At 71.7% G+C, this 26,320-nt stretch carries 21 protein-coding genes; 15 read left to right on the top strand and 6 right to left on the bottom strand.

Annotation, left to right across the window (positions count from 1 at the left end; genetic code table 11):
• The first annotated feature begins 18 nt into the window (after positions 1 to 18).
• Together ACIQMR_RS25455 and ACIQMR_RS25450 are read left to right on the top strand one after the other, a co-directional pair.
• Positions 19 to 1,311: an alanine racemase gene (locus ACIQMR_RS25455; protein ID WP_401391470.1), complete on the top strand. Its 1,293-nt coding sequence runs from the start codon at positions 19 to 21 to the stop codon at positions 1,309 to 1,311.
• 88 nt (positions 1,312 to 1,399) lie between these two features.
• Positions 1,400 to 3,031: an amidohydrolase family protein gene (locus ACIQMR_RS25450; RefSeq protein ID WP_401391467.1), complete on the top strand. Its 1,632-nt coding sequence runs from the start codon at positions 1,400 to 1,402 to the stop codon at positions 3,029 to 3,031.
• Here ACIQMR_RS25450 and mptB read toward each other — a convergent pair.
• Together mptB and ACIQMR_RS25440 are read right to left on the bottom strand one after the other, a co-directional pair.
• The gene (gene mptB, locus ACIQMR_RS25445; protein ID WP_401391465.1) at positions 2,955 to 4,436 is read right to left on the bottom strand and encodes a polyprenol phosphomannose-dependent alpha 1,6 mannosyltransferase MptB; all 1,482 of its coding nucleotides are present in this window, start codon (positions 4,434 to 4,436) and stop codon (positions 2,955 to 2,957) included. The genes ACIQMR_RS25450 and mptB overlap by 77 nt on opposite strands.
• 48 nt (positions 4,437 to 4,484) lie before the next feature.
• The gene (locus ACIQMR_RS25440) at positions 4,485 to 5,624 is read right to left on the bottom strand and encodes an ATP-binding protein (RefSeq protein WP_401391462.1); all 1,140 of its coding nucleotides are present in this window, start codon (positions 5,622 to 5,624) and stop codon (positions 4,485 to 4,487) included.
• A gap of 100 nt (positions 5,625 to 5,724) precedes the next feature.
• Here ACIQMR_RS25440 and ACIQMR_RS25435 point away from each other — a divergent pair, with 100 nt between their 5' ends.
• From ACIQMR_RS25435 to ACIQMR_RS25420, 4 genes are read left to right on the top strand one after another with little or no spacing between them, the layout of a single operon-like run.
• Positions 5,725 to 5,988: a helix-turn-helix transcriptional regulator gene (locus ACIQMR_RS25435; RefSeq protein ID WP_401391459.1), complete on the top strand. Its 264-nt coding sequence runs from the start codon at positions 5,725 to 5,727 to the stop codon at positions 5,986 to 5,988.
• Complete coding sequence (locus ACIQMR_RS25430; protein ID WP_401391456.1) at positions 5,978 to 6,520, top strand: DUF5753 domain-containing protein; 543 nt, start codon at positions 5,978 to 5,980, stop codon at positions 6,518 to 6,520. Before ACIQMR_RS25435 ends, ACIQMR_RS25430 begins: the two co-directional genes overlap by 11 nt.
• Positions 6,517 to 6,759 carry a DUF397 domain-containing protein gene (locus ACIQMR_RS25425; RefSeq protein WP_401391453.1) on the top strand — a complete coding sequence of 81 codons (243 nt, stop codon included), beginning with the start codon at positions 6,517 to 6,519 and terminating at the stop codon, positions 6,757 to 6,759. The genes ACIQMR_RS25430 and ACIQMR_RS25425 overlap by 4 nt, the downstream gene beginning before the upstream one ends.
• Positions 6,756 to 8,126: a cytochrome P450 gene (locus ACIQMR_RS25420; RefSeq protein WP_401391451.1), complete on the top strand. Its 1,371-nt coding sequence runs from the start codon at positions 6,756 to 6,758 to the stop codon at positions 8,124 to 8,126. Before ACIQMR_RS25425 ends, ACIQMR_RS25420 begins: the two co-directional genes overlap by 4 nt.
• A 4-nt stretch (positions 8,127 to 8,130) precedes the next feature.
• Here the strand turns inward: ACIQMR_RS25420 and ACIQMR_RS25415 are convergent, their stop codons facing one another.
• Positions 8,131 to 9,360, bottom strand: a complete 1,230-nt coding sequence (locus tag ACIQMR_RS25415; protein WP_401391448.1) for a cation:proton antiporter — start codon at positions 9,358 to 9,360, stop codon at positions 8,131 to 8,133.
• Positions 9,361 to 9,552: 192 nt separating this feature from the next.
• Entirely contained in the window at positions 9,553 to 10,182 is a 630-nt protein-coding gene (locus ACIQMR_RS25410; protein WP_401391445.1) for an alpha-ketoglutarate-dependent dioxygenase AlkB, read from the bottom strand.
• 112 nt (positions 10,183 to 10,294) lie between these two features.
• Between ACIQMR_RS25410 and ACIQMR_RS25405 the strand changes: the two genes are divergently transcribed.
• The 6 genes from ACIQMR_RS25405 to ACIQMR_RS25380 all read left to right on the top strand — a co-directional run bounded on the left by ACIQMR_RS25405 (position 10,295) and on the right by ACIQMR_RS25380 (position 16,622).
• A complete protein-coding gene (locus ACIQMR_RS25405) occupies positions 10,295 to 11,506 on the top strand; it encodes a pyridoxal phosphate-dependent aminotransferase (protein ID WP_401391442.1) in 1,212 nt (403 codons plus the stop codon).
• Positions 11,507 to 11,602: 96 nt separating this feature from the next.
• A complete protein-coding gene (locus ACIQMR_RS25400) occupies positions 11,603 to 11,989 on the top strand; it encodes a hypothetical protein (protein ID WP_401391439.1) in 387 nt (128 codons plus the stop codon).
• Positions 11,990 to 12,161: 172 nt separating this feature from the next.
• Positions 12,162 to 13,265, top strand: a complete 1,104-nt coding sequence (locus tag ACIQMR_RS25395; RefSeq protein WP_401391436.1) for a hypothetical protein — start codon at positions 12,162 to 12,164, stop codon at positions 13,263 to 13,265.
• 12 nt (positions 13,266 to 13,277) lie between these two features.
• A complete protein-coding gene (locus ACIQMR_RS25390; RefSeq protein ID WP_401391433.1) occupies positions 13,278 to 14,462 on the top strand; it encodes a toxic anion resistance protein in 1,185 nt (394 codons plus the stop codon).
• On the top strand, positions 14,459 to 16,015 hold the full coding sequence (locus tag ACIQMR_RS25385; RefSeq protein ID WP_401391430.1) for a substrate-binding domain-containing protein: 1,557 nt from the start codon (positions 14,459 to 14,461) through the stop codon (positions 16,013 to 16,015). The genes ACIQMR_RS25390 and ACIQMR_RS25385 overlap by 4 nt, the downstream gene beginning before the upstream one ends.
• Positions 16,002 to 16,622, top strand: coding sequence for a hypothetical protein (locus ACIQMR_RS25380; protein WP_401391427.1), 621 nt, complete (start codon positions 16,002 to 16,004; stop codon positions 16,620 to 16,622). The genes ACIQMR_RS25385 and ACIQMR_RS25380 overlap by 14 nt, the downstream gene beginning before the upstream one ends.
• 97 nt (positions 16,623 to 16,719) lie before the next feature.
• Here ACIQMR_RS25380 and ACIQMR_RS25375 read toward each other — a convergent pair whose 3' ends face one another.
• Positions 16,720 to 18,543 carry a phosphoenolpyruvate carboxykinase (GTP) gene (locus ACIQMR_RS25375; protein ID WP_401391424.1) on the bottom strand — a complete coding sequence of 608 codons (1,824 nt, stop codon included), beginning with the start codon at positions 18,541 to 18,543 and terminating at the stop codon, positions 16,720 to 16,722.
• A 208-nt stretch (positions 18,544 to 18,751) separates the two neighbouring features.
• On the opposite strand from ACIQMR_RS25375, the gene ACIQMR_RS25370 reads away from it, so the two are divergent.
• Together ACIQMR_RS25370 and ACIQMR_RS25365 are read left to right on the top strand one after the other, a co-directional pair.
• On the top strand, positions 18,752 to 19,429 hold the full coding sequence (locus ACIQMR_RS25370) for a hemolysin III family protein (RefSeq protein ID WP_401391421.1): 678 nt from the start codon (positions 18,752 to 18,754) through the stop codon (positions 19,427 to 19,429).
• 180 nt (positions 19,430 to 19,609) lie between these two features.
• Positions 19,610 to 20,239 carry a TetR/AcrR family transcriptional regulator gene (locus tag ACIQMR_RS25365; protein ID WP_401391418.1) on the top strand — a complete coding sequence of 210 codons (630 nt, stop codon included), beginning with the start codon at positions 19,610 to 19,612 and terminating at the stop codon, positions 20,237 to 20,239.
• A 42-nt stretch (positions 20,240 to 20,281) separates the two neighbouring features.
• Here ACIQMR_RS25365 and ACIQMR_RS25360 read toward each other — a convergent pair whose 3' ends face one another.
• On the bottom strand, positions 20,282 to 22,315 hold the full coding sequence (locus ACIQMR_RS25360) for a thioredoxin domain-containing protein (RefSeq protein ID WP_401391415.1): 2,034 nt from the start codon (positions 22,313 to 22,315) through the stop codon (positions 20,282 to 20,284).
• A 575-nt stretch (positions 22,316 to 22,890) separates the two neighbouring features.
• On the opposite strand from ACIQMR_RS25360, the gene ACIQMR_RS25355 reads away from it, so the two are divergent.
• Complete coding sequence (locus ACIQMR_RS25355) at positions 22,891 to 26,112, top strand: tetratricopeptide repeat protein (RefSeq protein ID WP_401391412.1); 3,222 nt, start codon at positions 22,891 to 22,893, stop codon at positions 26,110 to 26,112.
• The last annotated feature ends 208 nt before the right edge of the window (positions 26,113 to 26,320 follow it).

Here is a 26,320-nt window from a genome sequence, read left to right as displayed (position 1 = left end):
AGCTGGAGGAGGCACACCATGCCCGCCGACAACGCCGTCGAAGGGCTCGCGCAGCTGGACCGCGAGACCGTCGACCACCGCTTCAAGGCGCTCCCTCCGGACGCCGAGGGCCTCACCGTCGGCGAGCTGGCCGCCCAGCGGCGCAACCTCTTCACCGGTGGCTTCACCACTCCCGTGCTCGCGCTCTCCGCGGAGTCCCTGGAGCACAATCTCGCCCTGCTGGAGACCTACGCCGAGCGCCACGGCCTCGCGTTCGCCCCGCACGGCAAGACCTCCATGTCGCCGCAGCTCTTCGCGCGCCAGCTGGAGCGCGGCGCGTGGGGCATCACCGCCGCGGTCCCCCACCAGGTCCGCGTCTACCGCGCGCACGCGATCAAGCGCATCTTCCTCGCGAACGAACTCGTCGACGCGGTCGCGCTGCGCTGGCTCGCCGGCGAGCTGGAGCGCGACCCCGACTTCCGGTTCGTCTGTTACGTCGACTCCGTGCGCGGCGTGGAGCTGATGGACGAGGCGCTGCGGAGTCCGGGCCGCGAGACCCGGCCGGTGGACGTCGTGATCGAGCTCGGCGCGGGCGAGGGCGCCCGGACCGGCGCCCGCACCGACGCCGACTGCGCCGCCGTCGCCGACGCGGTCGCCGCGGCACCCACGCTGCGGCTGGTCGGCGTCGCGGGCTACGAGGGCGAGGTCCCGGACGCGACGCCCGAGCGGGTGGGCGACTGGCTGCGCCGACTCGTCGCGCTCGCCGCCTCCTTCGACAAGGACGGCCGGTTCGCGGACGCGGAGGAGGTCGTGGTCAGCGCGGGCGGCAGCGCCTGGTTCGACTCCGTCGCCGAGGTCTTCGCGGAGATCCCCGAACTGTCCCGTCCGGTGCTGAAGCTGCTGCGCTCCGGGGCGTACGTGTCCCACGACGACGGCCACTACAAGCACCTCACGCCGTTCAACCGCGTCCCCGAGGAGGGCGCCCTGGAGCCGGCGTTCCGCCTCTGGGCCCAGGTCGTCTCCCGGCCGACCCGGGAGCAGGCCTTCGCCAACGCGGGCAAGCGCGACGCCGCGTACGACCTCGACCTGCCGCAGGCCCAGGTCGTGCGCGACGCCCGGGACGGGTCGGTGCGGCCGGCCGCGGGCATCACGGTGACCGGGCTGTCCGACCAGCACGCGTGGATCCGCACGGCGCAGGACGCGGACCTGGAGGTCGGGGACTGGGTCGGCATGGGGCTGTCGCATCCGTGCACGTCGTTCGACAAGTGGCAGCTGATCCCCGTGGCCGAGTCGGACGGCACGGTCACGGACTACATCCGCACGTTCTTCTGACCGACGTCGGGCAGCCCGGTCTCCCGGCTGCCCGACAACCCGGCCTGCCCACGGTCCGGCACCCCGACGCAGCCAGAAAGGCACCCCGATGGACCTCGTCATTCGCGACGTACGCGTCATCGACGGCACCGGCGGCGCCTCCTACCGCGCCGACGTCGGCGTCGAGGACGGCCGGATCACCACCATCACCCGGGAGCGCGAGGGCGGCGGCCCTCGCGCCACGGCCCGGCGCACGATCGACGCCGACGGCCTCGCGCTGGCCCCCGGCTTCATCGACATGCACGCGCACAGCGACCTCGCGCTGCTCCGCGACCCCGACCACAGCGCCAAGGCCGCCCAGGGCGTGACCCTCGAAGTCCTCGGCCAGGACGGCCTGTCGTACGCGCCCGTCGACGACCGCACGCTCGCCGAGGTACGCAGGTCCATCACCGGCTGGAACGGCGACGGCTCCGACATCGACTTCGACTGGCGCACGGTCGGCGAGTACCTGGACCGCCTCGACCGCTCCCACGGCGGCCAGGGCATCGCCGTCAACGCCGCCTACCTCGTCCCGCAGGGCACCGTCCGTATGTACGCCGTCGGCTGGGACGACCGCCCCGCCACCGACGCCGAGCTCGCGCGCATGAAGCAGCTCGTCGCCGAGGGCCTGGACCAGGGCGCCGTCGGCATGTCGTCGGGCCTCACCTACACCCCCGGCATGTACGCGAACGACGCCGAACTCACCGAGCTGTGCCGGGTCGTGGCCCGCTACGACGGCTACTACTGCCCCCACCACCGCAGCTACGGCGCCGGCGCCCTGCAGGCGTACGAGGAGATGGTCGGCCTCACCCGCGACGCCGGCTGCGCCCTCCATCTCGCCCACGCCACCATGAACTTCGGCGTGAACAAGGGCCGCGCACCCGAACTGCTCGCCCTGCTCGACGAGGCCCTCGACGCGGGCGCCGACATCTCCCTCGACACCTACCCGTACACCCCCGGCTGCACGACACTCGTCGCCACGCTGCCGAGCTGGGCGAGCGAGGGCGGCCCGGAGGCGACGCTGACGCGCCTCGCCGACGACGCCACCGCCGAGCGGATCCGCCACCATCTGGAGGTCGTCGGCTCGGACGGCTGCCACGGTGTGCCCATCGAGTGGGACACGATCGAGATCTCGGGCGTCTCCGACCCCGGCCTGGCGTCCTGCGTCGGCAGGACGATCGCGCAGAGCGCGGCCGCGCGCGGCGAGGAACCGTGGATCACCGCACGCCGCCTGCTGCTCGCCGACCGGCTCGGCTCGACGATCCTCCAGCACGTCGGCCACGAGGAGAACGTCCGCGAGATCATGCGCCACCGCGTCCACACCGGCGGCAGCGACGGCATCCTCCAGGGCTTCAAGCCCCACCCGCGCGCGTACGGCACCTTCCCGCAATACCTCGGCCGGTACGCCCGCGACCTCGGCGTCCTGTCCCTGGAGGAGACGGTCGCCCATCTCACCTCCCGCCCGGCCGCCCGGCTCCGCCTGCCCGACCGCGGCCTGGTGCGCGAGGGCTACCGCGCGGATCTGGTGCTGTTCGACCCTGACACGGTCGCGGCGGGCTCCACGTTCGACGCCCCGCGCACGCTTCCCACGGGCATCCCGCACGTCCTGATCGACGGCAGGTTCGTCATCGAGGACGGGAAGCGTACGGACGTGCTGGCGGGACGGGCGGTCCGCCGGACCCCGGTCCGCCCGGCTCCGTGAGCGGCCGGCGCCGGAGCACCACGGCCGCCGTCGCGCACGCGACGGCGGCGAGGACGAATCCGTAGAGCGGCGTGTGCCCCGAGGGCGCGGTCTCGTACACCAGCGCCGCGGACAGCACCATCAGCACCGGGACGATCCGGTCGTCCCACGCGGTAACGGTCGCCGCCACCACCGCCGTCCCCCACAGCAGGTACCACGGCTGCACCATCGGCGAGAGCGCGACCAGCACCAGCAGCGACAGGCCGAGACCGCGCACGGGGTGCAGCCGCCCGCGCAGCGCACCGAGGGCGAAGAAGGCGATCGCGGCGACCGCGACGGCGAGGCCGAGGCTCCGCACCGCCTCCTTCACGGTGAGGAGTTCGGCTCCCGTCAGCGCGTGGGCCAGCGCGCCCAGTCCCTGACCGAGATCGCTGGAGAGCGACAGCGGCGTGTGTATGGTCCCGGCGACGCTCTGCGTCCCCAGCCAGCCGAATCCGGTGCCGCCGAGCAGGGTCGCGGCGACCGCGACGGCCGCGGCGACGAGCCCGGGACCGAGCAGCGCCTTCGGCACCCTCCATGCCGGGGAGCCCTCGCCGCGCCGCACGACGATCACGCCGATGAAGAGCAGGGCCAGCGCCGCCGGCGACTTGATGAGCACGGCGAGGGCGACGACCGCACTGCCCACGACCCAGCGTCCGCGCAGGGCGAGAACGACCCCGGTGAGCATGAGGCCGATCATCAGCCCGTCGTTGTGCGCCCCTCCCACGACATGCATCAGCAGCAGCGGGTTGAGGGCCGCCAGCCACAGCGCGCGGCTCTCGTCCGCCCCGCACTCCACCGCGAGCCGCCGCACCGCCCAGGCGATCAGGACGAGCGCGGCGACGGCGACCAGCCGCATTCCGAGGACGGCGGGGACGATGGTCCCGCCCGTGACCCACACGACGCCCTTCGCCAGGACGAGGAACACCGGCCCGTACGGCGCCGGGGTGTCCGTCCAGTGGCCGCCCACGCTCGCCGCCGCGTCGGCGCCCCGCGAGTCCGCGGCGAGCACCGACGGCCCGTGCGTGTAGACGTCATGGCCGTCGAGGACCATCGCGCCCTGGGCGATGTAGCTGTAGACGTCCGCGCTGTAGAGCGACGGCGCGAGGACGAGGGGCGCGGCCCACCAGCCGAGGGTGACGAGGGTGTCCCGCACCCCGGGCCCCTCCCCCTCGGCCAGGAGCCTTCCGTACGCCCACCAGGCGAGGACCAGCAGCGTCAGCCCCGCATAGGCGAGCACGACGCCCACGACGGTCACCACGGCCCCGTGCGGAACCCACAGCCCCCACGGGTCGCGGACCGGCAGCGCACCGGCGACCGTGCCTCCGGCGGCGATCGCCAGCGCTCCGCTCGCCCCCAGCCGGCGCACGCCGGTCACACTCTGCACCCGGCCGAGCCTACAGCTCCCGGCCCCGGGTCCTCTGGGGACCTGACCTCAGGGGATGTGGAGCATGTACGTGTTCTCCAGCTCGTCCTGCAGGACGGTCGCCTTGTTGTCCGCCGTCCGTACGTGCATGTCCTCGTCGGGTGTGTGCACCCGGAAGCGCCAACCCTGCGGCAGCTCCAGGCGCTCGCCGAGCGCGGACAGGGAATCGATGGTCTGGCTGTCGTCCACGGTGTGCGAGTACGCCTGGAGGATGTACGTCCGCTCGCCCGGGCCGACCAGCGCGTACACGGGCTTCCCGGCGTCGAGGACGTACTCGGTGTCCCGCTCCACCGTGGTGTCGACGTAGAACTTCCTGGGCGTGGCGCCGGACACGTCGATGTCCGTGGGGATGCGCACGTCGGCGGCCCAGCGGGCCTCCAGGCCGTCGAACTTCTCGACGTCTCCCCACGCGTAGGTCGTGACCTCGTCGATCGTCCAGAAGCGGGGGCCGTTCAGAAAGACCAAGGGCACCTGGAACTGCTCCGCCAGGGCAACCCCGTCGAGAGCGTTCCACTTGTCGAGCGGGCAGTCGTTGAGCCCGTAGGTGTTGTAGACGGCCCCCTTGAGTCCGCCGTCCTCGGTGGGCGAGATGAGCAGGACCTCGCCGTAACGCCTGCCCCGCATTCCCTCCAGATGGCGAGATTCCCGGGTCGGCTTCGTCGTGTGGGTCATGGCGCCTCCTCGCGGTTCGTCCACACCGTCCACACCCTCAAGCGCAGCACACCCACGGTGAACACGCACCCCGTCCCCGGTGACACCCGCCCCCACCTCGAACCACACCGTCTTCCCGATCCCGCACTCGCGCCGATACGCGCCCCACGCGTCGGCGAGCGCCTCCACGAGCGCGAGCCCGCGCCCGGACTCGTCGTCCGGCGCGGCCGACCGCGGGCACGGGAGCACGTCGCTCGCGTCCGACACCTCGATCCGCAGCAACCCGTCCCGCAGCACGCACCGCGTCCACACCTCACGGCCCGGCGAGACCCGCGCATGACGGCAGGCGTTCGTCACCAGCTCACTGAGCAGCAGTACGGCGGTCTCCGTCGTGTCGTCCGGGAGCTTCCACTCCCGCGCCTGCCCGACCAGAAACGCGCGGGCGCGGCCCGCACTGCGTGGGCTGCGGGGCAGCCGCCACTCGATGTGCTGATTCATGGCTCCTACGCTGCTGGCGCGCCATAGCCTCATGAAGTAACGACCTGAGTACGCAGGGTGGTTGTACCCCACGCGTACCTGTACCGGGGAGGGCGGACCCGTGACGGAGACCTGGCGGTACTGCGGCAACCAGATCAAGCTCTGGCGGACAGGAGCGGGCATCAGCAGGGAGGAGCTGGGCAAGGAGGCGAACTACGAGTACGAGACGGTCAAGTCCATGGAACAGGGCCGCCGCAAGCCGAGCGTGCGGCTGCTTCAGGTGGCGGACCAGATGTGCGGGGCGAAAGGGGAAGTTACTGGCGGCGCAGGAGTTCTTGAGGCCGGAGCCGTTTCCGGAGCGCGCGAAGGAGTTCATGGCCATTGAGCCTGAGGCCATCGCCCGACATTCGTACGACACGCTCCTGATCCCCGGACTGCTCCAGACCGAGGAGTACGCCACTGCCCTGATCGGCGAGAGTCACCCTCCACTGGACGATGAGACAGTGGAAGAGCGCGTACGTGCCCGGCTGCAAAGGCAGGAGGCGCTGACCCGCAAGACGAGCACGGTCTTCAACTTCGTACTGAACGAAGCGAGCCTGCGGACGGAGGTCGGCGGCGAGGAAACCATGCAGCGGCAGCTGAAAACCCTGCTGAAGGTCGGCGCGTTGCGCAATGTGTCGATCCAGATCCTGCCGCGCGGCAAAGGCAACGGCCTGGCGCTCAACGGCTCGATGGTCCTCCTGGAAACCTCGGAACATGAGCGCTACGCCTACGTCGAAGCGCCTAAGACCAGTGCCCTCCACTCGGATCTCAGCACCGTCAGTGCACTGTCGGAAGCGCATGGCATGATCCGCATGCAAGCCCTCAGCGTTGAGGCTTCGGCGGACTTCATCAGGCAAGTGGCGGAGGAGCTATGAGCGACCCACTCACGTGGTTCAAGTCCAGCTACAGCGATGACGAGGGCGGTGCCTGCATCGAAGTCGCCCTCGACTGGCACAAGTCCACCTACAGCGACAGCGAGGGCGGCGACTGCGTCGAGGTCGCCACCTGCCCCCACACCGTCCACGTCCGTGACACCAAGCTCGGCGACACGAGCCCCACCTTCGCCGTGAACGCGAGCGCGTGGACCGCGTTCCTGGGAGGCGTCACCGCATGACGTCTGCCGGCGCACGCGTACCAGGACCCGCCGGACTGCCCTTACTGGGCTCGGTGTTCGATCTCAAGCGGGACTCGCTCGGCACGTTCCTCGCCGGTCAGCGCCGGCACGGGGACGTTGTCCGGTTCACCGCGGGCCCGCCGGGGCTGCGGATGGAGCTGTACGGGGTGTTCTCGGCGGAAGGGGCCCAGCAGGTCCTCGCCACGGAATCGGCCAACTTCCGCAAGGACAACGCGTTCTACCAGGAGGTCCGGGAGTCGTTCGGGAACGGTCTGCTGACCAGCCAGGACGACGACTACCTCCGGCAGCGGCGGCTTGTGCAGCCGCTCTTCACCCGCAAGCGCGTGGACGGCTACGCCTCCGCCGTCACCGACGAGACCTCCGCTCTCCTCACCCGCTGGGCCGATGCCCCCGACGGCACCGTGGACGTCATCGACGAGATGACGGGGCTCGCTCTGCGCGCCGTGGCCCGGATCCTGTTCGGCACGGGCGTCGAGGACGCGATCCCCGTCGTGGAGCGGTGCTTCCCGGTCATCGGGAGCTATACGCTCCGGCGCGGTCTCTCACCCGTCAGCCCGCCCCGCCACTGGCCGACTCCGGACAACCGCAGGGCCGCGTCCGCCATGGACGAGCTGTACGCCGTCTGCGACCGGATCGTCGAGGAGCGGCGCAAGGAGGGGGACTCGGCGAAGGGCGACGATCTGCTGACCCTGCTCGCGCAGGCACAGAGCGCGCAGGACGGCAGCCTGGACGCCACCGAGATCAGGGACCAGGTGCTGATCTTCCTCCTCGCCGGGCACGAGACGACGGCCACGTCGCTCGCCTTCTCTCTCCATCTCCTCGCCCGTCATCCCGAACAGCAGGCGCGGGCGCGGGCGGAGGCCGAGCGCGTACTGGCGGGGCGCACCCCGGAGGCGTACGACCTCGACGCGCTGCCGTACCTGACCAGGGTGCTGAAGGAGGCCATGCGGCTGTATCCGGCGGCGCCCGCGATCGGGCGGCGAGCCGTCGAGGCCACGGAGATCGGCGGGTTCGCGATTCCGGCCGGGGCGGATGTGGTCGTGGCGCCGTGGGTGACGCACCGGCATCCCCGGTACTGGGAGGAGCCGGAGCGCTTCGATCCCGAGCGGTTCCTGCCCGAGCCGGAGAAGGAGCGACCGCGGTACGCCTGGTTCCCGTTCGGAGGCGGCCCGCGCGCGTGTATCGGACAGCACTTCTCGATGCTGGAGTCGGTACTGGCCCTCTCCATGATCCTTCGGGAGTACGAGCTGGAGGTCGTGGACCAGGAGGTCCCCGTCCACGCGGGCATCACGCTGCGCGCGGACGCCCCCGCGCGCTGTCTGCTGCGGCCCGTCGGCGCCTCCTAGCGGATCACTCCACCGTCGCCGGTCGGCCCTCGGCCTGCCGGGCGGTGGAGCGCCGGGCGTAGAAGCGGGCGATCGGCTCGGCGCTCAGCCCGTGGAGGACGATGCTGAGCATCACGGTGATCACCATGACGCGCGCGATGAAGTCCGCATTGGCGTCGGGGAGCTCGATGACCGCCAGCGATCCGAAGACGATGGATGTGACGCCTCGCGGGCCCATCCAGCCCAGGAACAGCCTGTCCGCCGGCGAGATGTCCGTCCTCATGAGCACGAGCAGGACGGGCAGCATGCGGAACAGCGTGACGGCGAGCAGCGCGTAGAGGATCACGGAGACCTGGAAGCTGTCGCCGAAGGCGTCGTTGACGATCTGCCCGAAGAGGAACCACAGTCCGAGGCAGAGGAGGACGACCAGATCGTCGGTCAGCTCCGCCGCACCCTTGGGAAGTTGCCTCACCGCCGGGCCGATCACCACGCCGGCCACGAAGGAGGCGACGAATCCGTTTCCTCCCAGGGCGCTGGAGAGGGTGTAGGCCGCCAGCGGCACGGCGAGGACGCCCAGTCTCATCGCCGACAGCTCGGTCCATCCGCGCGACCATGACAGGCGCAGCAGCCGGCCTGCCACCCATCCGACGGCGAGACCGGCCCCGAGGGCCCAGCCGGCCGCCCCGACCGCGTCCAGCACCGCCTCACCGTAGTCGGCGTGGGCGCCGTGCGATTCGACGGCCGCGGCGAGGCAGAGGAGGAAGACCGGCGAGACGATGCCGTCGTTGAGGCCGCCTTCGACGTTGAGGAGCTCCCGTAGCCGGGCCGGGATCCTGCGGTCACGGACGACGGCGGCGGTGGGGGCCAGGTCCAGCGGTACGACGATGGTCGCAAGGACGGCCAGCAGCCACCCCGACTGGCCGGGGAAGAGGAGCAGGCCGGTCAGGAACGCGGCGCACAGGGTCAGCGGCAGGCCGCCGGCGAGCAGCCGGGTGACGGGACCCTTCTCACGTCCGAGCGCACCGCCGGGCAGTTCGATGGCGTCCACGAACAGCAGCAGGGCCAGAATGACCTCGACCGCGTGCTCGAAGACGGAGGTCTCCAGCTCGAAATGGAGCGGGGGTCCCGACCCGGCGGTCAGCGCGATGCCGGCGCCCATCATCGCGATGGGCGCGGTGATGCTCCAGCGTGAAAGCCTGTGGGCCAGCAGCGCCCAGACGAACAGAACTCCCGCGATGACCGTGACGGCAAGCATGCAACCCCGCTCTCCGCTTCACGCATCGCCGGTTGGCCCCGTTTGCCCGGTTCGCACAGAGCCTAGGACGGACACCTCGCGGGGCGGCGTCGACAGCGCCGAGAGTCGCCCATTGCCGTGATCCCGGCAGCCTCGCTCAGGGCGCGGCATGTCCGTCGGTCACGCCGCGCCCGTCGGTTCACGCGACGTCCGTCAGTTCACGCCGCGCGGCCGGTACTGGATGCTGATCCGCGCTCCCACCGCCCGCGTCGTCTTCGGGACGGCGTGCTCCCAGGTGCGCTGGCAGGAGCCGCCCATGACGACGAGGTCGCCGTGGCCGAGGGCCTTGCGGACCGGCTCGCAGGCGCCGTCGCGCGGGCGCAGGACGAGGTCGCGCGGGGTGCCGACGGAGAGGATGGCGACCATCGTGTCCTCGCGGGCTCCGCGCCCGATGCGGTCGCCGTGCCAGGCGACGCTGTCGTGGCCGTCCCGGTAGTAGCAGAGCCCGGCGGTCACGAAGCGCTCGCCGAGTTCGTCCGCGTAGTGCGCGCAGAGGGCGTCCCGGGCCTCGGTGAGGACGGGATGCGGCAGCGGGTCGCCGTCGCCGTAGTAGGCGAGCAGGCGGGGCACGTCGACCTCGCGCTCGTACATCCGGCGGCGTTCGGCGCGCCAGGGAACGCCTTCGGCCAGCTCCTCGAACAGCGCGTCGGCGCCGCTGAGCCAGCCGGGCAGTACGTCGAGCCAGGCGCCCTGCCCGAGCACGGTGCGGCGGATGCCCGTCAGCGGACCGGGACGGATCTCGTCGGTCTGGTCGAAGAGCGAACCCTGCAGATGGCCTGCCATGCCTTCAGAGTACCCACGAAACCGAACGTATGAACGATTGAGCGATTCGGTGGGGGTCCGGCGTGGCCCAAAACACGAAGCGCGCATTCCGGTGGGCCCGTAAGCTCACGTCATGCAGGTGATCCAGTCGACGAAGCTCGCCAACGTCTGTTACGAGATCCGGGGCCCGGTACTCGAGGAGGCGATGCGGCTGGAGGCTGCCGGTCATCGGATCCTCAAGCTGAACACCGGAAACCCGGCCGCGTTCGGCTTCGAGTGCCCGCCGGCCATCCTCGAGGACATCCTCCGCAACGTCGGCGACGCGCACGGCTACGGGGACGCGAAGGGCCTGCTGAGCGCACGGCGCGCGATCATGAGCCACTACGAGACCAAGGGCGTTCCGCTCTCGGTCGAGGACATCTACCTCGGCAACGGCGTCTCCGAGCTGATCCAGATGTCGATGCAGGCGCTGCTCGACGACGGTGACGAGGTGCTCGTACCGGCTCCGGACTATCCGCTCTGGACGGCGTCCGTGTCGCTCTCCGGCGGGACGGCCGTGCACTACCGGTGCGACGAGCAGTCCGACTGGATGCCGGACCTCGCGGACATCGAGCGGAAGATCACCGATCGGACCAAGGCGATCGTGATCATCAACCCGAACAACCCGACGGGCGCGGTCTACGACGAAGAGGTCCTGCGCGGCATCACGGAGATCGCCCGCCGGCACCGTCTGGTGGTCTGCTCCGACGAGATCTACGACAGGATCCTCTACGACGGCGCCACGCACACCCCGACCGCGTCGATCGCGCCGGACCTGCTGGTGCTGACGTTCAACGGGATGTCGAAGAACTACCGGGTGGCCGGCTACCGCAGCGGCTGGCTCGCGGTCTGCGGCCCGAAGGCGCACGCCTCCTCGTACATCGAGGGCCTGACGATCCTGGCGAACATGCGGCTGTGCGCGAACATGCCGGCGCAGCACGCGGTGGCCGCCGCGCTCCAGGGGCGGCAGTCGATCGAGGACCTGGTGCTGCCTGGCGGGCGGCTGCTGGAGCAGCGGGACACGGCGTACGACCTGCTGACGCAGATCCCGGGCGTGACGTGCGTGAAGCCGAAGGGGGCGCTGTACCTCTTCCCGCGCCTCGACCCGGACGTCTACAAGATCAAGGACGACCGGCAGATGGTGCTGGACCTGCTGCGGGCCGAGAAGATCATGGTGGTGCACGGGACGGGCTTCAACTGGCACGAGCCCGATCACTTCCGGATCGTCACACTGCCCAACACGAAGGACCTGGCGGACGCGGTGACACGGATCGGGAACTTCCTGGACGGCTACAGCCAGCCATGATCCACGGGGTCCCGGACTCCGGACTTTCGGACTCCACTCAACTTTAGACCGGATCTAAGCTAGGATGGCCGCAGAGCTACTGCAGGAGGCCGTCCCATGTACGAACCGATCCGCTCCAAGTCGGTGCACTCGTCGGCATGCGAGACCGACTTCCCGCACCGCAGCCGCGAGGAGGAGCTGGACATCCAGCTCGCCGGCCATCTCGCCGCACTGCTCGCCACGACGGACGAGCTGGGCCTCGACGCCCAGGCTTGCCGCATCGCCGAACAGGTCGCCCGGCTGCGCGGTGCCCCGCCCGTGCGCCACGCAGGACTGAGCGGCGCCGACCCGGCCGCCCTGCACCGCCGTGCCCTCGCCCTCGCCGGACGCGCCCTGGTCGTCGCCGCCTCGCGCGCCGACACCGCGGCCGCGATCCTCGCCGCCGAGTGCATGGACGCCCACACCGCCGCCCTGCGCGACACGCAGCTGGTCGGCGCCTCCTGACCGGCCCCGGTCCGCGTGCCGAGGAGGCGCGCGGCCCGGGTGCCACCTTCCGAAACCCCCGGCCCTGCGGAACGCACCGGTCCCGGGGTCCCCGGCCCGTGAGCACACCTCGGGCCCGTCGGCGTACTGCGACCGGCGCTTCACTCCACGTACACCCAACTCCGCCTGGAATGTGGGGTTCCGCGAGCACGCTGCAGCCGTGAGACGCATCGTGGGAATCGTCCTGGCGGTGCTGCTGATCGGCGGTGTGGCAGTCGCCGTCGTCGCAGGCCGAGACAGTCAGGACCCGGGCACGGCAACGAAGACCGTGCGAGGAGTGATCGGATCGGAGAAGGCGGAGTTCTTCGCCGATCCCGAGGTGGTGAAGGCCCTGGCTGCCAAGGGCCTCACCGTGAAGACGGAAACGTCCGGCTCCTGGGACATGGAGCACCTTCCGCTGGCCGACTACGACTTCGCCTTCCCCTCCGCCAAGGCACCCGCCGACGCGCTGCGGAAGAAGTCGACCATCCAGGGCACGCCGCCGCGGCCCTTCTACTCGCCGCTCGTCGTGGTCGCGCACCGGGGCGCCGCCGAGGTGCTCGCCGGCAACGGACTGGCCACCCTCGGCGGGAAGTCCTCCGGGACCCTGCGCATGGGCCCGTATCTGGACGCGGCGAAGGCCGGCCGGACCTGGCAGCAGCTCAAGGGGGCCGCGGCTCACGCCGAGCTGGGCGGGACGGTGTTCATCACCAGCACCGATCCGGTCGCGTCCAGCTCGGGCGCGCTGTATCTGGCCGCGGCCTCGTACGTGGCCGACGGCGGAAAGGTCGCCACCGACGGGGCCGCCGTCACGCGCACCGCGCCGCTGATGAAGAAGCTCATCGCCGTGCAGGGCGCCCAGCAGACCAACTCCGACGCACCCTTCCGCGACTTCATCAGCGGAGTGGGCAACCCTCTGGTGCTCGTCTACGAGTCGCAGGTCGCCTCGCTGCTGCTGCAGCGGCAGGACGTCGGGGACCTGGTGGTGCTGTACCCGGACACCACCGTCTCCAGCGACCACACGCTCGTACCCCTCACCACGGAGGGACGACGGCTGGGCGAAGTGCTCGGCACCGACAGGCGGCTGCGGGAGCTGGCGGTACGCCACGGCTTCCGTCCGCAGGGCGCCGCGGCCGAGTTCGTCTCGGCCACCGCGCCGCACACCGCGTACCTCAACCAGAAGCTGACAGGGGTCCGCCAGGCGCCCGTGCCCACCTCCGCGGTGCTGCACGCGATGGCGCAGCGGGCCCGGTCGTAGGGGGACTCACAGATGACCGACAACAGCAACAGCGGTGACGCGCTGGTCCTGACCCCGCCGGAGCCCGTGGCGCCGGTGCGCAGCGAGCAGGCGGCGGGGCTCGTGCCTCTCGACGACTCCGTACGGGAGGAGATGACCCGCCGCGCGGGCGAGTACGTGGGGTCGCTGTCCGGGCTCGACGCCCGCTCCCCCGAGTTCGCGCACCGCATCGGCGAGATCGCGGGGCTCGGCGCCGGGGAGATCCGCGGCGCGGCCCAGCAGTCCAACCGCATGCTCGACCGCACGGTCCGCTCGCTCACCGACGCCGCCGGCGGCCAGGACGCCCAGGCACGGGTCGCCTCGTCGCTCGTCGAACTGCGGCGGACCGTGGAGGACCTGGACCCGCGCGACACGCCGGGCAAGGGAGCGCGGAAGTTCCTGTCCCGGCTGCCCGGCGGGAACAGGTTCCGCGACCACGTCGCCAAGTACGCCTCCTCGCAGGCCACGCTGAACAGGATCGTGGGCGCCCTGCGCGGCGGCCAGGACGAACTGCGCCGCGACAACGCGGCCCTGTACACCGAACGCACCCGGCTCTGGGAGACGATGGGCAAGCTCCAGGAGTACGCGGTCCTCACCGAGGCCCTCGACGCGGCCGTCGAGCAGCGCATCGGCGCCACCGCCGACCCGGCCCAGGCGGACGCGCTGCGCGCCGACGTCCTCTTCCCCGTCCGGCAGAAGCACCAGGACCTGCTCACCCAGCTCGCGGTGTGCGCACAGGGCTACCTCGCGATGGACGTGGTCCGCCGCAACAACGAGGAACTCATCAAGGGCGTCGACCGGGCCGCGACGACGACCGTGTCCGCGCTGCGGATCGCGGTGATGCTGTCCTCCGCGCTGGAGAACCAGCGCAAGGTGACCGAGCAGGTCAACACGCTGCGCGCGACCACGGAGGACCTGATCCGCGGCAACGCCGAGATGCTCGCCACCCAGAGCGGCGAGATCCAGCGCATCGCCGCGGACCCGGCGGTCGGCGCCGAGACCCTCCGGGCCGCCTTCCAGCAGATCTACCGGACGCTGGACGCGATCGACACGTACAAGGTCCAGGCGACCGAGTCGATGGCGGCGACGGTGGAGTCCCTGACGACGGAACTCCAGGCGGCGAGCACGCACCTGGCGCGCACGCGCTCGGCGAACGCGCTGGAAGGCGGGCAGGCATGAGACCGCGCACGGTGCTCGGGGCCGCGCTCGCCGCCCTGCTCGTGGCCGGCGCCGCCGGGTGCACCGAACCGGGCGCGAAGCCCGCCGGGGGCCCGGACGACGCGTACCGCACCGGCACGCTCCGGGTGCTCGCGAGCAGCGAGCTGAGCGACATGAAGCCCGTGCTCGACGCCGCCGCGGCGAAGACCGGGGTGACCGTGCGCCCCACCTGGACCGGGACGCTGGACGCCGTCGAGCAGATCATGTCGGGCCGTGCGGACGGGCGTTACGACGCCGTGTGGCTCTCGTCCAACGACTATCTGCGGCTGCGGCCCGGGAGCGCGGGACGGATCAGCAGCGAGACGCCCATCATGACGTCGCCGGTCGCGATCGGCGTGAAGCCGCAGACGGTCCGCCGGCTCGGCTGGCAGCCGGACTCCGTCACCTGGTCCCAGCTGCACCGGGCCGTCGCCGACGGGAGACTGACGTACGGCATGACCGACCCGGAGCGGTCCAACTCGGGCTTCTCCGCGCTGGTCTCGGTGGCCTCGGGACTGTCCGGAGCCCAGTCCGCGCTCACCGACGCCGACGTCGCCGAGGCGACGCCGAGGCTCAAGCAGTTCTTCGCCGGGCAGAAGCTGACCTCCGGTTCCTCCGGCTGGCTGGCCTCCGCCTACAAGCGGCGCGGGACGGTCGACGCGATCGTCAACTACGAGTCGGTGCTGATGTCCACCGGGCTGACCGTGATCCGGCCCAAGGACGGGGTGGTGACGGCGGACTATCCCTTGACGCTGCTCACCTCCGCGCCGCGCGAGGCCCGCGAGTCGGGCCGGAGGCTGACCGAGTACCTGCGCGGGCCGCAGGCACAGCGGGCCATCACCGAGAAGACGTTCCGGCGGCCGGTCGTCCCGTCCGTACGGCCGGCGGCCGGCCTCGCCACCGACCAGCGGCGCGAACTCCCCTTCCCCGGCAGCCGGTCCGTCGCGGACGGGCTCCTGGATGCGTACGAGAACACGCTCCGCAGGCCCTCGCGCACGGTGTACGTCCTCGACACCTCCGGGTCCATGGCCGGTGACCGGCTCGACGGGCTGAAGAAGGCGCTCGCGGAGCTGACCGGGGACTTCCGGAACCGGGAGGAGGTGACGCTGATGCCGTTCGGCTCGCAGGTCAAGGCGCAGCTGACGCACACGCTCGACCCGGCGGACCCGGACACGGGCCGCAACGCGATCCGCAAGGACGCGGAGGGACTCACGGCGGACGGCGACACGGCGATCTTCAGCAGTCTGCGGGACGCGTACGCGTATCTGGGCCGCGGGCCGTCCGGTGACACGTTCACCTCCGTGGTGCTGATGACGGACGGCGAGAACACGGCAGGTGCCTCGGCCGGGATGTTCGAGTCCTACTACCGGGCGCTGCCGGCCGCGCAGCGGCACACGCCCGTGTTCCCGATTCTCTTCGGCGACTCCGACCGCGGGGAGCTGACCCGGATCGCGGAACTGACGGGCGGGCGGCTGTTCGACGCGCAGAAGGGTTCCCTGGACGGTGCTTTCGAGGAGATCCGTGGCTACCAGTGACAGCGGGGCGCCCGGCAGGGTGCTCGGCTTCCTCGAATCCAGGAAGAACCTGACGGGCAGCGTCTGCGGACTGGCCGGCCTCGGGCTGACGTTCGCGGGTGTCGCGGGCGCCTACTGGCCGGTCGTCGTCGCCGGGCTGTACGCCGCGGGCGCGCTGATCGCGCCGCCCGAGCGGCCGAGAGCGCCCGGCTTCGCGGAGCCCGCCGAGCAGCTCGACGAACTCCGCGGCGACTTCGGCCGGCTGCGGGAGTACCTGGCGGCGGTCGACCTGCCGCCCGCCGCGGCCGGCCGGCTCACCGAGCTGGACGCCCTGCTGGCGGCGCTGCTGGAACCCGGGTGGGTCGCCCAGGCCCTGGCCCTGGACCCGGAGGCGGTGCACGCGCTGTCCCGTACGGTCCGCCAGGACATCCCCGAGTCGGTCGACACCTATACCCGCACCCGCTGGTGGACCCGCCTCAACCCGGGTGCGGCACCGCCGGAGCGTGAGCTGGAGCGGCAGCTGGGGCTGCTGTACGGGGAGGCGGAGGCGATCGCCTCGGCGCTGCGCGAGGCGGAGGCGCGCCGGCAGCAGACCCACACGCGGTACCTGGAGGACCGGGGACGCTGACCGCGCGCGGAGTGAGGCACCGAACGCGAAAAGGCGCCGGGGCCCGCTCCGTACGCCGTTGTACGGTGCGGGCCCCGGCCGGGAAACCGGGCGCGGCTCAGCCCAGTCGGGCCACCAGCGAGCGGTACTCGTCCCACAGCTCCTTCGGGGTGTGGTCACCGAAGGTGTTGAGGTGCTCGGGGACCAGTGCGGCCTCCTCGCGCCAGACGTCCGCGTCGACCTTGAGCAGGAAGTCCAGGTCCTCGTCGGCCAGTTCCAGGCCGTCGGTGTCGAGCGCCTCGCGCGTCGGCAGGATGCCGATCGGGGTCTCGACGCCCTCGGCCTTGCCCTCCAGGCGCTCCACGATCCACTTCAGGACACGGCTGTTCTCACCGAAGCCCGGCCACACGAACTTGCCCGCGTCGTTCTTGCGGAACCAGTTCACGTAGTAGATCTTCGGCAGCTTCTCCGCGTCCGCGTTCGCGCCGACCTTGATCCAGTGGGCCATGTAGTCGCCCATGTTGTAGCCGCAGAACGGCAGCATCGCGAACGGGTCGCGGCGCAGCTCGCCGACCTTGCCCTCGGCGGCGGCGGTCTTCTCGGACGCGACGTTCGCGCCGAGGAAGACACCGTGCTGCCAGGTGAAGGACTCGGTGACCAGCGGGACGGCGGAGGCACGGCGGCCGCCGAAGAGGATCGCCGAGATCGGCACGCCCTTCGGGTCCTCCCACTCCGGCGCGGCGATCGGGCACTGCGCGGCCGGGACGGTGAAGCGGGCGTTCGGGTGGGCCGCCGGGGTGCCGGACTCCGGGGTCCAGTCGTTGCCCTTCCAGTCGGTCAGGTGGGCGGGGGTCTCCTCCGTCATGCCCTCCCACCAGATGTCGTTGTCGTCGGTGAGGGCGACGTTGGTGAAGACCGCGTTGCCCCACAGGGTCTTCATGGCGTTGGCGTTGGTGTGCTCACCGGTGCCGGGCGCGACGCCGAAGAAACCGGCCTCGGGGTTGATCGCGTACAGCCGGCCGTCCTCGCCGAAGCGCATCCACGCGATGTCGTCGCCGATGGTCTCGACGGTCCAGCCCGAGATGGTGGGCTCCAGCATGGCGAGGTTGGTCTTGCCGCAGGCGGAGGGGAAGGCGGCGGCGACGTACTTGGACTCGCCCTGCGGCGGGGTCAGCTTCAGGATGAGCATGTGCTCGGCGAGCCAGCCCTCGTCGCGGGCCATGACGGAGGCGATGCGCAGGGCGTAGCACTTCTTGCCGAGGAGGGCGTTGCCGCCGTAGCCGGAGCCGTACGACCAGATCTCGCGGGACTCCGGGAAGTGCGAGATGTACTTGGTGCTGTTGCACGGCCACGGCACGTCCTCCTGGCCGGCCTCCAGCGGCGCACCCAGGGTGTGGACGGCCTTCACGAAGAAGCCGTCGCTGCCCAGCTCGTCGAGGACGGGCTGTCCCATGCGGGTCATCGTCCGCATGGAGACCGCGACGTAGGCGGAGTCGGTGATCTCGACGCCGATCGCGGAGAGGTCCGAGCCGAGCGGGCCCATGCAGAACGGGACGACGTACATCGTCCGGCCCTTCATCGAGCCGCGGAAGACTCCCTTCTCACCGGAGAAGATCTCCCGCATCTCGGCGGGGGCCTTCCAGTGGTTCGTCGGGCCGGCGTCCTCCTCCTTCTCGGAGCAGATGAAGGTGCGGTCCTCGACCCGTGCGACATCGGTCGGGTCGGACGCGGCGTAGTACGAGTTCGGGCGCTTGATCGGGTCCAGCTTCCTGAACGTGCCCTTGGCGACGAGCTCGTCGCACAGGCGCTCGTACTCGGCCTCGGACCCGTCGCACCAGACCACTCTGTCCGGCTGCGTCAGAGCTGCGATCTCGTCGACCCAGGCGATCAGTTCCTGGTGATTGGTCGGGACGGTGCTGGGAGCCGCGATATCGCGCGCCACGATTGCTCCTAAATGAGGGGTTTGGAATTGGTTGCCCCGTGGGGGCTGCGACCCGGATGCTTCACAGCTTCGAACTCATTGGCGCTCATCCGGTGCCGACCGCACTCATCTGATCATCCGTGCACTCCGCCCATATGTCCAGAGGATCCCTCACGTGAGCATGGCCACTCAGGACCCCGACCTACGGTCGCGTAGGTAGCATGCCGCCATGACTGCACCTTCGCCCGACGTGACCGAGATCGACCCACCGCCGGTGAAGCCGCGGTTGCGCGGGTGGCTGCACGCGGGAATGTTTCCCGCCGTACTCGTCGCGGGAATCGTGCTGACGGCACTCGCGGACTCGACGCGCGGCCGGATCGCGTGCGGCATCTACGTACTCACCGCCTGCCTGCTCTTCGGCGTGAGCGCGCTCTACCACCGGGGCGACTGGGGCCCCCGCGCAACAGCCGTGCTCCGTCGGCTCGATCACGCGAACATCTTCCTGATCATCGCCGGTACGTATACCCCGCTGACCCTGCTGCTCCTCCCGGACTCCACCGGGCGGGTGCTGTTGTGGGCGGTCTGGGCGGCAGCGGTTGCGGGAATAGCGTTCCGGGTGTTCTGGGTCGGCGCTCCGCGCTGGCTCTACACCCCGTGCTACATCGCGATGGGCTGGGCGGCGGTCTTCTTCCTGCCCGACTTCATGCGCACCGGCGGGATCGCGGTGCTCGTGCTGGTGATCATCGGCGGACTGCTCTACAGCGCGGGCGGTGTGATCTACGGGATGAAGCGGCCGAACCCGTCACCGCGCTGGTTCGGCTTCCACGAGGTCTTCCACTCCTTCACGCTGGCGGCCTTCGTCGTCCACTACGTCGGGATCTCTCTCGTCGCGTACCAGCACGCCTGACGCGCACCCCTGCGAGAAGGCCCGTGGCAGCCGCCACGGGCCTTCTCGCTGCCGGGCCGCGGCGAGCGCGGGCCGCGCGGCGAGACCACCTCGGATTGACACTCACCAGCTTTCGAGAGTCACTGTCACTTGAGACGCACTCTCACCAGGCGGCGTACGGCTGCCTCGATCCGGGCGACAATGAGCCGCATGGCCGCCGCACACACCCCGCTCGACGAGCACAGGCCCCCGCTGGGCCTGCGCGAGCGCAAGAAGCTCAAGACACGCACAGCGATCCGCCGCGCCATGTACCGGCTGACCACCGAGCAGGGCTACGAGGCGACCACCGTCGAGCAGATCGCCGCGGCGGCGGAGGTCTCCCCCTCCACCGTCTTCCGCTACTTCCCCACCAAGGAAGACATCGTCCTGGCCGACGAGTACGACGAGGCCGTCGAGCGGGCGCTGCGGACCAGGCCCGTCGACGAGCCGCCGCTGGACTCCCTGCGCGTCATCCTCACGGCCGCCGTCTCCCGGATGCTCGAGAACGAGCCGCAGGAGATGCGCCTGCGCACGAAGCTCATGGCCGAAGTCCCCGCCCTCCGGGCGCGGATGACCGAGTCCATGGCCGAGACCTCGCAGTCGCTCGCCCGACCGCTCGCCGACCGCGCCGGACGCGACCCCGGCGACCTGGAGGCGCGGGTCTTCGCCGCCTCGGTCATGGGCGCGCTGCGTGAGGCGCTGCTCTACTGGGCCGAGCGCGACCAGCGGGACGATCTGGTCGCGCTCGTCAACCGCACCCTCGACACGCTCGAGGGCCGACCCGGCCTCTGACGAGGCCCCGCCGGGGCCCGGCTTTCCTCACCCCGGCTTTCCTCACCGCCCCGGCGTCAGCTCCCGCCGCAGCGCCTCCACCTCGGTGACGGGCGCGGCACAGACGAAGTGCCGGCAGACGTACGCCGCGGGCCGCCCGTCCACCAGCGGACGATCCACGAGCAGCGGAAACTCACCACCGTCCGGCTCCCCCGCGGCGACCACGGCCCCGGGCGCCGCCCCCAGCAGCGCGGCCCGGTGCAGCTTCCGCGCCTCCGGATCGTCCGGTGCCCCGACCACGGCCACCTCCCGGGGACCGTCGAGCAGCGCCTCGGCCACGGCCAGCCCCCACCCGATGAACCGCGGCGCACGCGGGCCGAGCGCCTTCACCACACCCAGCGCCCCCTCGGCGGCCGTGCGATGGGCCTCGGAACCGGTGTGCGCGGCATACGAGAGCAGCGCGCCGGCTGCGGCCGTCCAGCCGGAGGGCGCGGCGTTGTCGGTCGGGTCCTGCGGGCGCCTGATCAGCTGCTCGGCGTCATGGGCGGTGTCGTACAACTGCCCCTCGGGACCGGTGAACTGATCCAGCACGATGTCCAGCAGGAAGCCGGCGAACTCCAGCCACGCGCCCTCGCCGCTGACGGCCGCCAGCGCGAGGAACCCCTCCGCGACGTTCGCGTAGTCCTCCAGCACCCCGGCGTTCGCGCCCGTGTGCCCGTCCTTGGAGGTGCGGGCCAGCCGGGCACCCGCGTCCATGTGCAGCCGTACGAGCAGATCGGCGGCCTCCGTGGCCCGCTCGACCAGATCCGGCCGGTCGAAGTACCCGCCCACCTCGGCGAGCGCCGCGACCGCCAGCCCGTTCCACGCCGCGACGATCTTGTCGTCCCGGCCCGGCCGCGGCCGCTGCTCCCGCGCGGCGAGCAGCCGCTCCCGTACGGACGCGACCCGGGCCGCGTCCACCACTCCAGCGTCCTGCGGCAGTTGGAGCACGGAGGCCCCCTCCTCGAAGGTGCCCTCCTCGGTCACCCCGAAGTACCGCGCGGCGAACTCCGCGTCCGCTTCGCCCAGCACGTCGGTGAGCTGGGCCGGCGTCCACACGTAGTACGCGCCCTCCACGTGCTTCCCCGCGCCGTCGTCACTGTCCGCGTCCAGCGCGGAGGCGAACCCGCCCTCCGGCGTGCGCAGTTCCCGCACCATGAAGTCCGCGGTCTCCAGGGCGACCCGCCGGGCCAGATCGCTGCCGGTCACCCGCCACACATGCGCGTACACCCGGCACAGCAGCGCGTTGTCGTACAGCATCTTCTCGAAGTGCGGCACCACCCACTCACGGTCCACCGAGTACCGCGCGAAACCGCCGCCGAGCTGGTCGTAGATCCCGCCCCTGGCCATCGCCTCACAGGTGTCGGCGGCCATCTGCAGCGCCCCTTCGGCCCCGGTGCGCGCGTGGTGCCGCAGCAGGAACTCGACGACCATCGACGGCGGGAACTTCGGCGCCCCGCCGAACCCGCCGTGCCGCGCGTCGTACTCCCGGGTCAGCCCCAGCAGCGCCTGCGCGAGCTCCTCCTCGCCCGGCTGCCCCTGCCCCCCGACGGCAAGCGACCGCCCCGCCAGATCCCGGACGATGTTCCCCGCGACCTCGGCGACCTCGTCCCGCCGCCCGCTCCAGGCAGCGGTGACGCCCTCCAGCACCTGCCGGAACGAGGGCATGCCGTGCCGCGGGGCCGGCGGGAAGTACGTACCGAAGTAGAACGGCTCGGCGTCCGGCGTCAGGAACACGGTCATGGGCCAGCCGCCCTGCCCGGTGGCGGCCTGCACGGCCTCCATGTAGACGGCGTCCACGTCGGGGCGCTCTTCACGGTCGACCTTGACGTTGACGAAGTGCTCGTTCAGATACGCGGCGGTGTCGTCGTCCTCGAAGGACTCGTGCGCCATCACATGGCACCAGTGGCAGCTGCTGTACCCGACGCTGAGCAGCACGGGCACCTCGCGCTTGCGCGCCTCCTCGAACGCCTCGGCGGACCAGGGCCACCAGGCGACGGGATTGTCGGCGTGCTGGAGGAGATAGGGGGACGTCTCTTGGGCCAGGCGGTTCGGCATGCCCCCATCCTCGCGCACCCGGCCCCGTAAGCCGCGCGCACACCCGCGGGCGGCGGCCGTGGCGACGGTCCGCGGGCCGGCGGCGGGCAGGTCTTCGGCGACACGGTCACCGCACGGCGGAGCGGGGAGAGACTCGGTCTCCCCCCGCTCCCGGACTTCAGGCAGTCACCGGTTCAGCGCATCGTCACCTCCCTCATCGTCCGGCGATCGGGGGACGGGCGGCTTCCGGGTGGCGTTCCGGCAGGAAGAGGCGTAGCAGGCGATTCGGGAACAACCACCCTCCGCCGCCCCGCAGATGACGGTCCAGGCCCTCTCCTCCCAGTCGTCGACGGGAACTTCGGCGAGTCGCAGTGGCACCTCCCTTCCCTGTCGTTGTCTCCGCTATCGACCGGCTGCCCGCCGCCATTCCCGACAAACGTCCTCTTTTCGGGTGATGCTGCGAGCGGGCCCCTCCTCCGGTGCCGTCCCACCTCCGATACCGGACGGGCTTGATCGCCGGACTCCCTCGCGTCCACGCGCGTCTCGCAGGACACTTGACGCCGACACGGAAGCGGAAGCTCTCGGAGGGGGACCACATGCGGGACAGCCATCGGGCGGAAGCCGAGCGGCTGTTGGTACGTGCCGTCGAGGAGGAGGTGCGCCGCTCCGGAGGGCGCAGTGACTCCGCGGCGCTGCTGGCGCGCGGGCGGGCGGCGCTGGAGACGCTGGCGGCGAGTGCGGACGAGGAGTACACCACCTACCTCCACGCCCTGGAGGAGCACGAGGCCGGACGGCTGTCACTGGCCCAGCGGTTCAGCCGGCAGGACATGTGGACTCCGATGCTCGTCGCGGCCGTTGCGGCGACGGCGGCGATCGGTGCGGACATGGCGCTGGGCACGGCGACCGGCACGGCGCTCGGCGCCGGTGCGGTGGTCGCCGTGGCCGGGGCCGCCGCGACCGTGCTCAAGGTGACCGCGGCGCACTGGCCGGCGGCACACCGCAGGGCCGGGGCGCTCGGTCAGCCGGGCGGGCCCGAGCAACTGCGGCTGCAGTGGCTGACGGCGGTGGAGGTACGGGGCATCCGGCCGTTCCTGGACCAGCAGCGGATGCTGACGGCCTCCACGGCGCGCCCGGTGAAGAAGTCCCCGTCGGGGCCGCCGCTGCGCGGGGCGGACCGCAGTCAGGCGGCGCGCAGACGCAGTGTGCTGGAGCAGTCGTTCGGTCATCTGCCGGAGCCCGCGGGGCCGTTCGCGGGCCGCCGGGAGGCGATGACGCAGATCGCGCAGTGGGTGCACGCGGCGCGGGCCTCGACGGAGACCAGGCCGACGGTGGTGGTGCTGCACGGCGCGCCCGGGTCGGGGCGTACGACGCTCGCGGTGCGGGCCGCGCATCATCTGAAGGACCAGTTCCGGGGCGCGTGCCTGGTGGATCTGCGCGGCGGCTCGGCGGACGAGCAGCCGCTGCCCACCCGGGACGCGCTGCTGCATCTGCTGAACCGGCTCGGCGCACCCCGTGAGCAGCTGCTGTTCCGCGAGCGGTCGTCGGCGGAGCAGCAGGTGCGGCGGCTCGGCGAGCTGTACCACCAGTATCTGACCGGGCTGCCCGTCACGGTCGTCCTGGACGACGCGAGCGACCCCGAGCAGGTGCGGACGCTGATTCCGGAGCGCTCGGACAGTCTGGTGCTGGTGACCGCGCGCGAGCCGCTCACGCTGCCGGACGACGTTCCGGCGTGGGTGCACCAGCTGCCGGTGGACGCCCTGGACGGGGCGGGCGCGGAGGAGCTGCTCGCGGCGGCCGCGCAGGAGCCTCTGGAGGGTCCGTACGACTCCCGGTCGATGGACGACGTGCGCGACCTGTGCGGCGGGCTGCCGCTGGCACTGCGGATCGCGGGCTCCTCGCTCGGCGCCCGGACCCCTCAGGGCCTGGCCGCGGACCTCGGCGCGTACGGTCCGGTGGCGCCGGTCGAGCGGGTGCTCTGGCTGCGCTACACGGACCAGCCCGAGCAGGCCCGCAGGCTGCTGCGCCGGCTGGCGCTCGCGGGGCGGGCATCGCTCGGCGCGGCGGCGGCCTCTGCGCTGCTGGCCACCGACGAGACGGAGGCCCTGCGGCTGCTGCTGGAACTGTCCCGGGCGGGGCTGCTGGTCCATGTGCGTGGAGAGCGTTACCGGTTGCACGACGCCGTACGGGCCTTCGCCCTGGCGCGGCTGCTGGACGAGGAGGAGCCGTCGGAGCGTACGGCCGCGCAGGAGCGGCTGATCATCGGGTACGCGGAGCTGGCCGACTCGGTGATCCGGCTGGTCGACGGGAAGACGTCGACGCGCGCGGACACGTTCGTGAAGAGCCCGGCCGGAGGTCATGGCTTCACCTCGCTGGACGCGGCGCTGCGCTGGCTGGACGACGAGTCGAGCTTCATCACGGCGGCGCTGCGGCACGCGGAGGGCGTCGACCAGCAGGCCGTGCTGAATCTGCTGGGCGCGCTGTGCGACTACTGTCTGCTGCGCGGTGACCTCTACCGGCTCGGCGAGATCAACGAGCTGACGCAGGCCGTCGACCAGGGCCTGCTGGTCCGCTCAGTCCAGTGGCGCACCGGTATCGCCGCCCGCCAGCTCGGTGAGCTGGACAAGGCGCGGACCACCCTGTCGTCCGTGGTGGACCTCTACCGCGAGGCACAGCACGACGCGGGTGCCGCCCGTGCGCTGTGCTCGCTCGGCATCACGCTGCACCACCAGGGCAATCTCGCGGAGGCGTCGGCGAAGCTGCGCGAGGCGATCGAGCTGCAGTCGTCCGAGGAGCTGGCCGCCGACCGGGCCTGGACCCTGCACGCGCTCGCCGCGGTGGAGCGGGACCGGGCGAACATCGCCGAGGCCATGACCCTGCTGACGACCGCGGTCCGGCTCCACCAGGACAGCGAGTCGCTGCACGGTGAAGCGTGGTCCCGCTTCCAGTTCGGCCAGGTGTACCTGCGCCTGGGCCAGGTGCCGGACGCCGAGTCGGCGCTGCGCGAGGCGCTCGACCTGTACGGCCGCACCCAGGACGAGCGCGGCGAGGCGTGGGCGCTGACCCAGCTGGCCCGGGCCCGGCTGGTGGACGGCGACCCGTCACCCGCGGTCGACGAGCTGCGCCAGGCCCTGTCCCGGCACCGCGACAACGAGGACGCGCGCGGCGAGGCGTGGACCCTGTACTACCTGGGGCAGGCGCTGGAGGAGCAGGGCGACCGCGACCAGGCGGTGCGTGAACTGGAGCGGGCCCGCACGATGTTCTCCCGGATGCGGGACGTGTACGGGCTGGCCTGCGCCCGCCACCACTCGGGTCGCGCCACCCGCGACCAGCGTGCGGCCCAGACCGGCAACCTCCGCAACTCCGGCTTCGCCCGTCAGCTCCTCGTCGACGCCCGCGCCGACTTCCAGCGCATCGGCGTGGCCCACGGCGAGGCCTGGACCTGCCTGGAACTCGCCGTCGTCGACGCCGGCAACAACCGCCCCGCCCAGGCACTGGGCCTGTGTGACGAGGCAGCCGCGCTGTTCGCCTCGTACGGCGACCGCCGCGGCGCCGACTGGGCCGGTTTCCTGCGCTGCACGCTGCTGCCGTACGCCTCGCCGGGAGGTGTGGACATCGGCACGGTCGTCGCCCAGGAGGAACTGACCGGCCTGCGCGGCCGCCCCCACCCGGCCCGCGACGGAAAGCTGGAGGACTGCGCGGAGGCCTTCGCCCTGGTCCTGGAGCGCGGGGTACGCCTGGAGGACGGCTGGCAGGCCTGGCAGCTCGGCATGACCCCGGGCCGCCACGCCCGCGAGGTGATGGGCGTCCCGGTGACCTGACACCGGGCGAACACGGCGGCCGGGTACGGGCCGTGGTCGGTACGGACGGACCCGTGAGGCGCTGGGCGGCGGTCGGTACACCCGCCGTCCAGGAGCGGCGTGATCGGTACAGGCCTTGGCCCGCACCATCGCGGCCCGGTGCAGTCCCTGTCGGGTACGGGCAGGCCCGACGCGCGGGTGCGTCCCGCCCTCGCGGGTGGGGCGGGCC

Source organism: Streptomyces sp. NPDC091376, from assembly GCF_044757085.1.
Classification (GTDB): Bacteria; Actinomycetota; Actinomycetes; order Streptomycetales; family Streptomycetaceae; genus Streptomyces; species Streptomyces pratisoli.
This window is presented reverse-complemented; position numbering and strand designations above follow the sequence as displayed.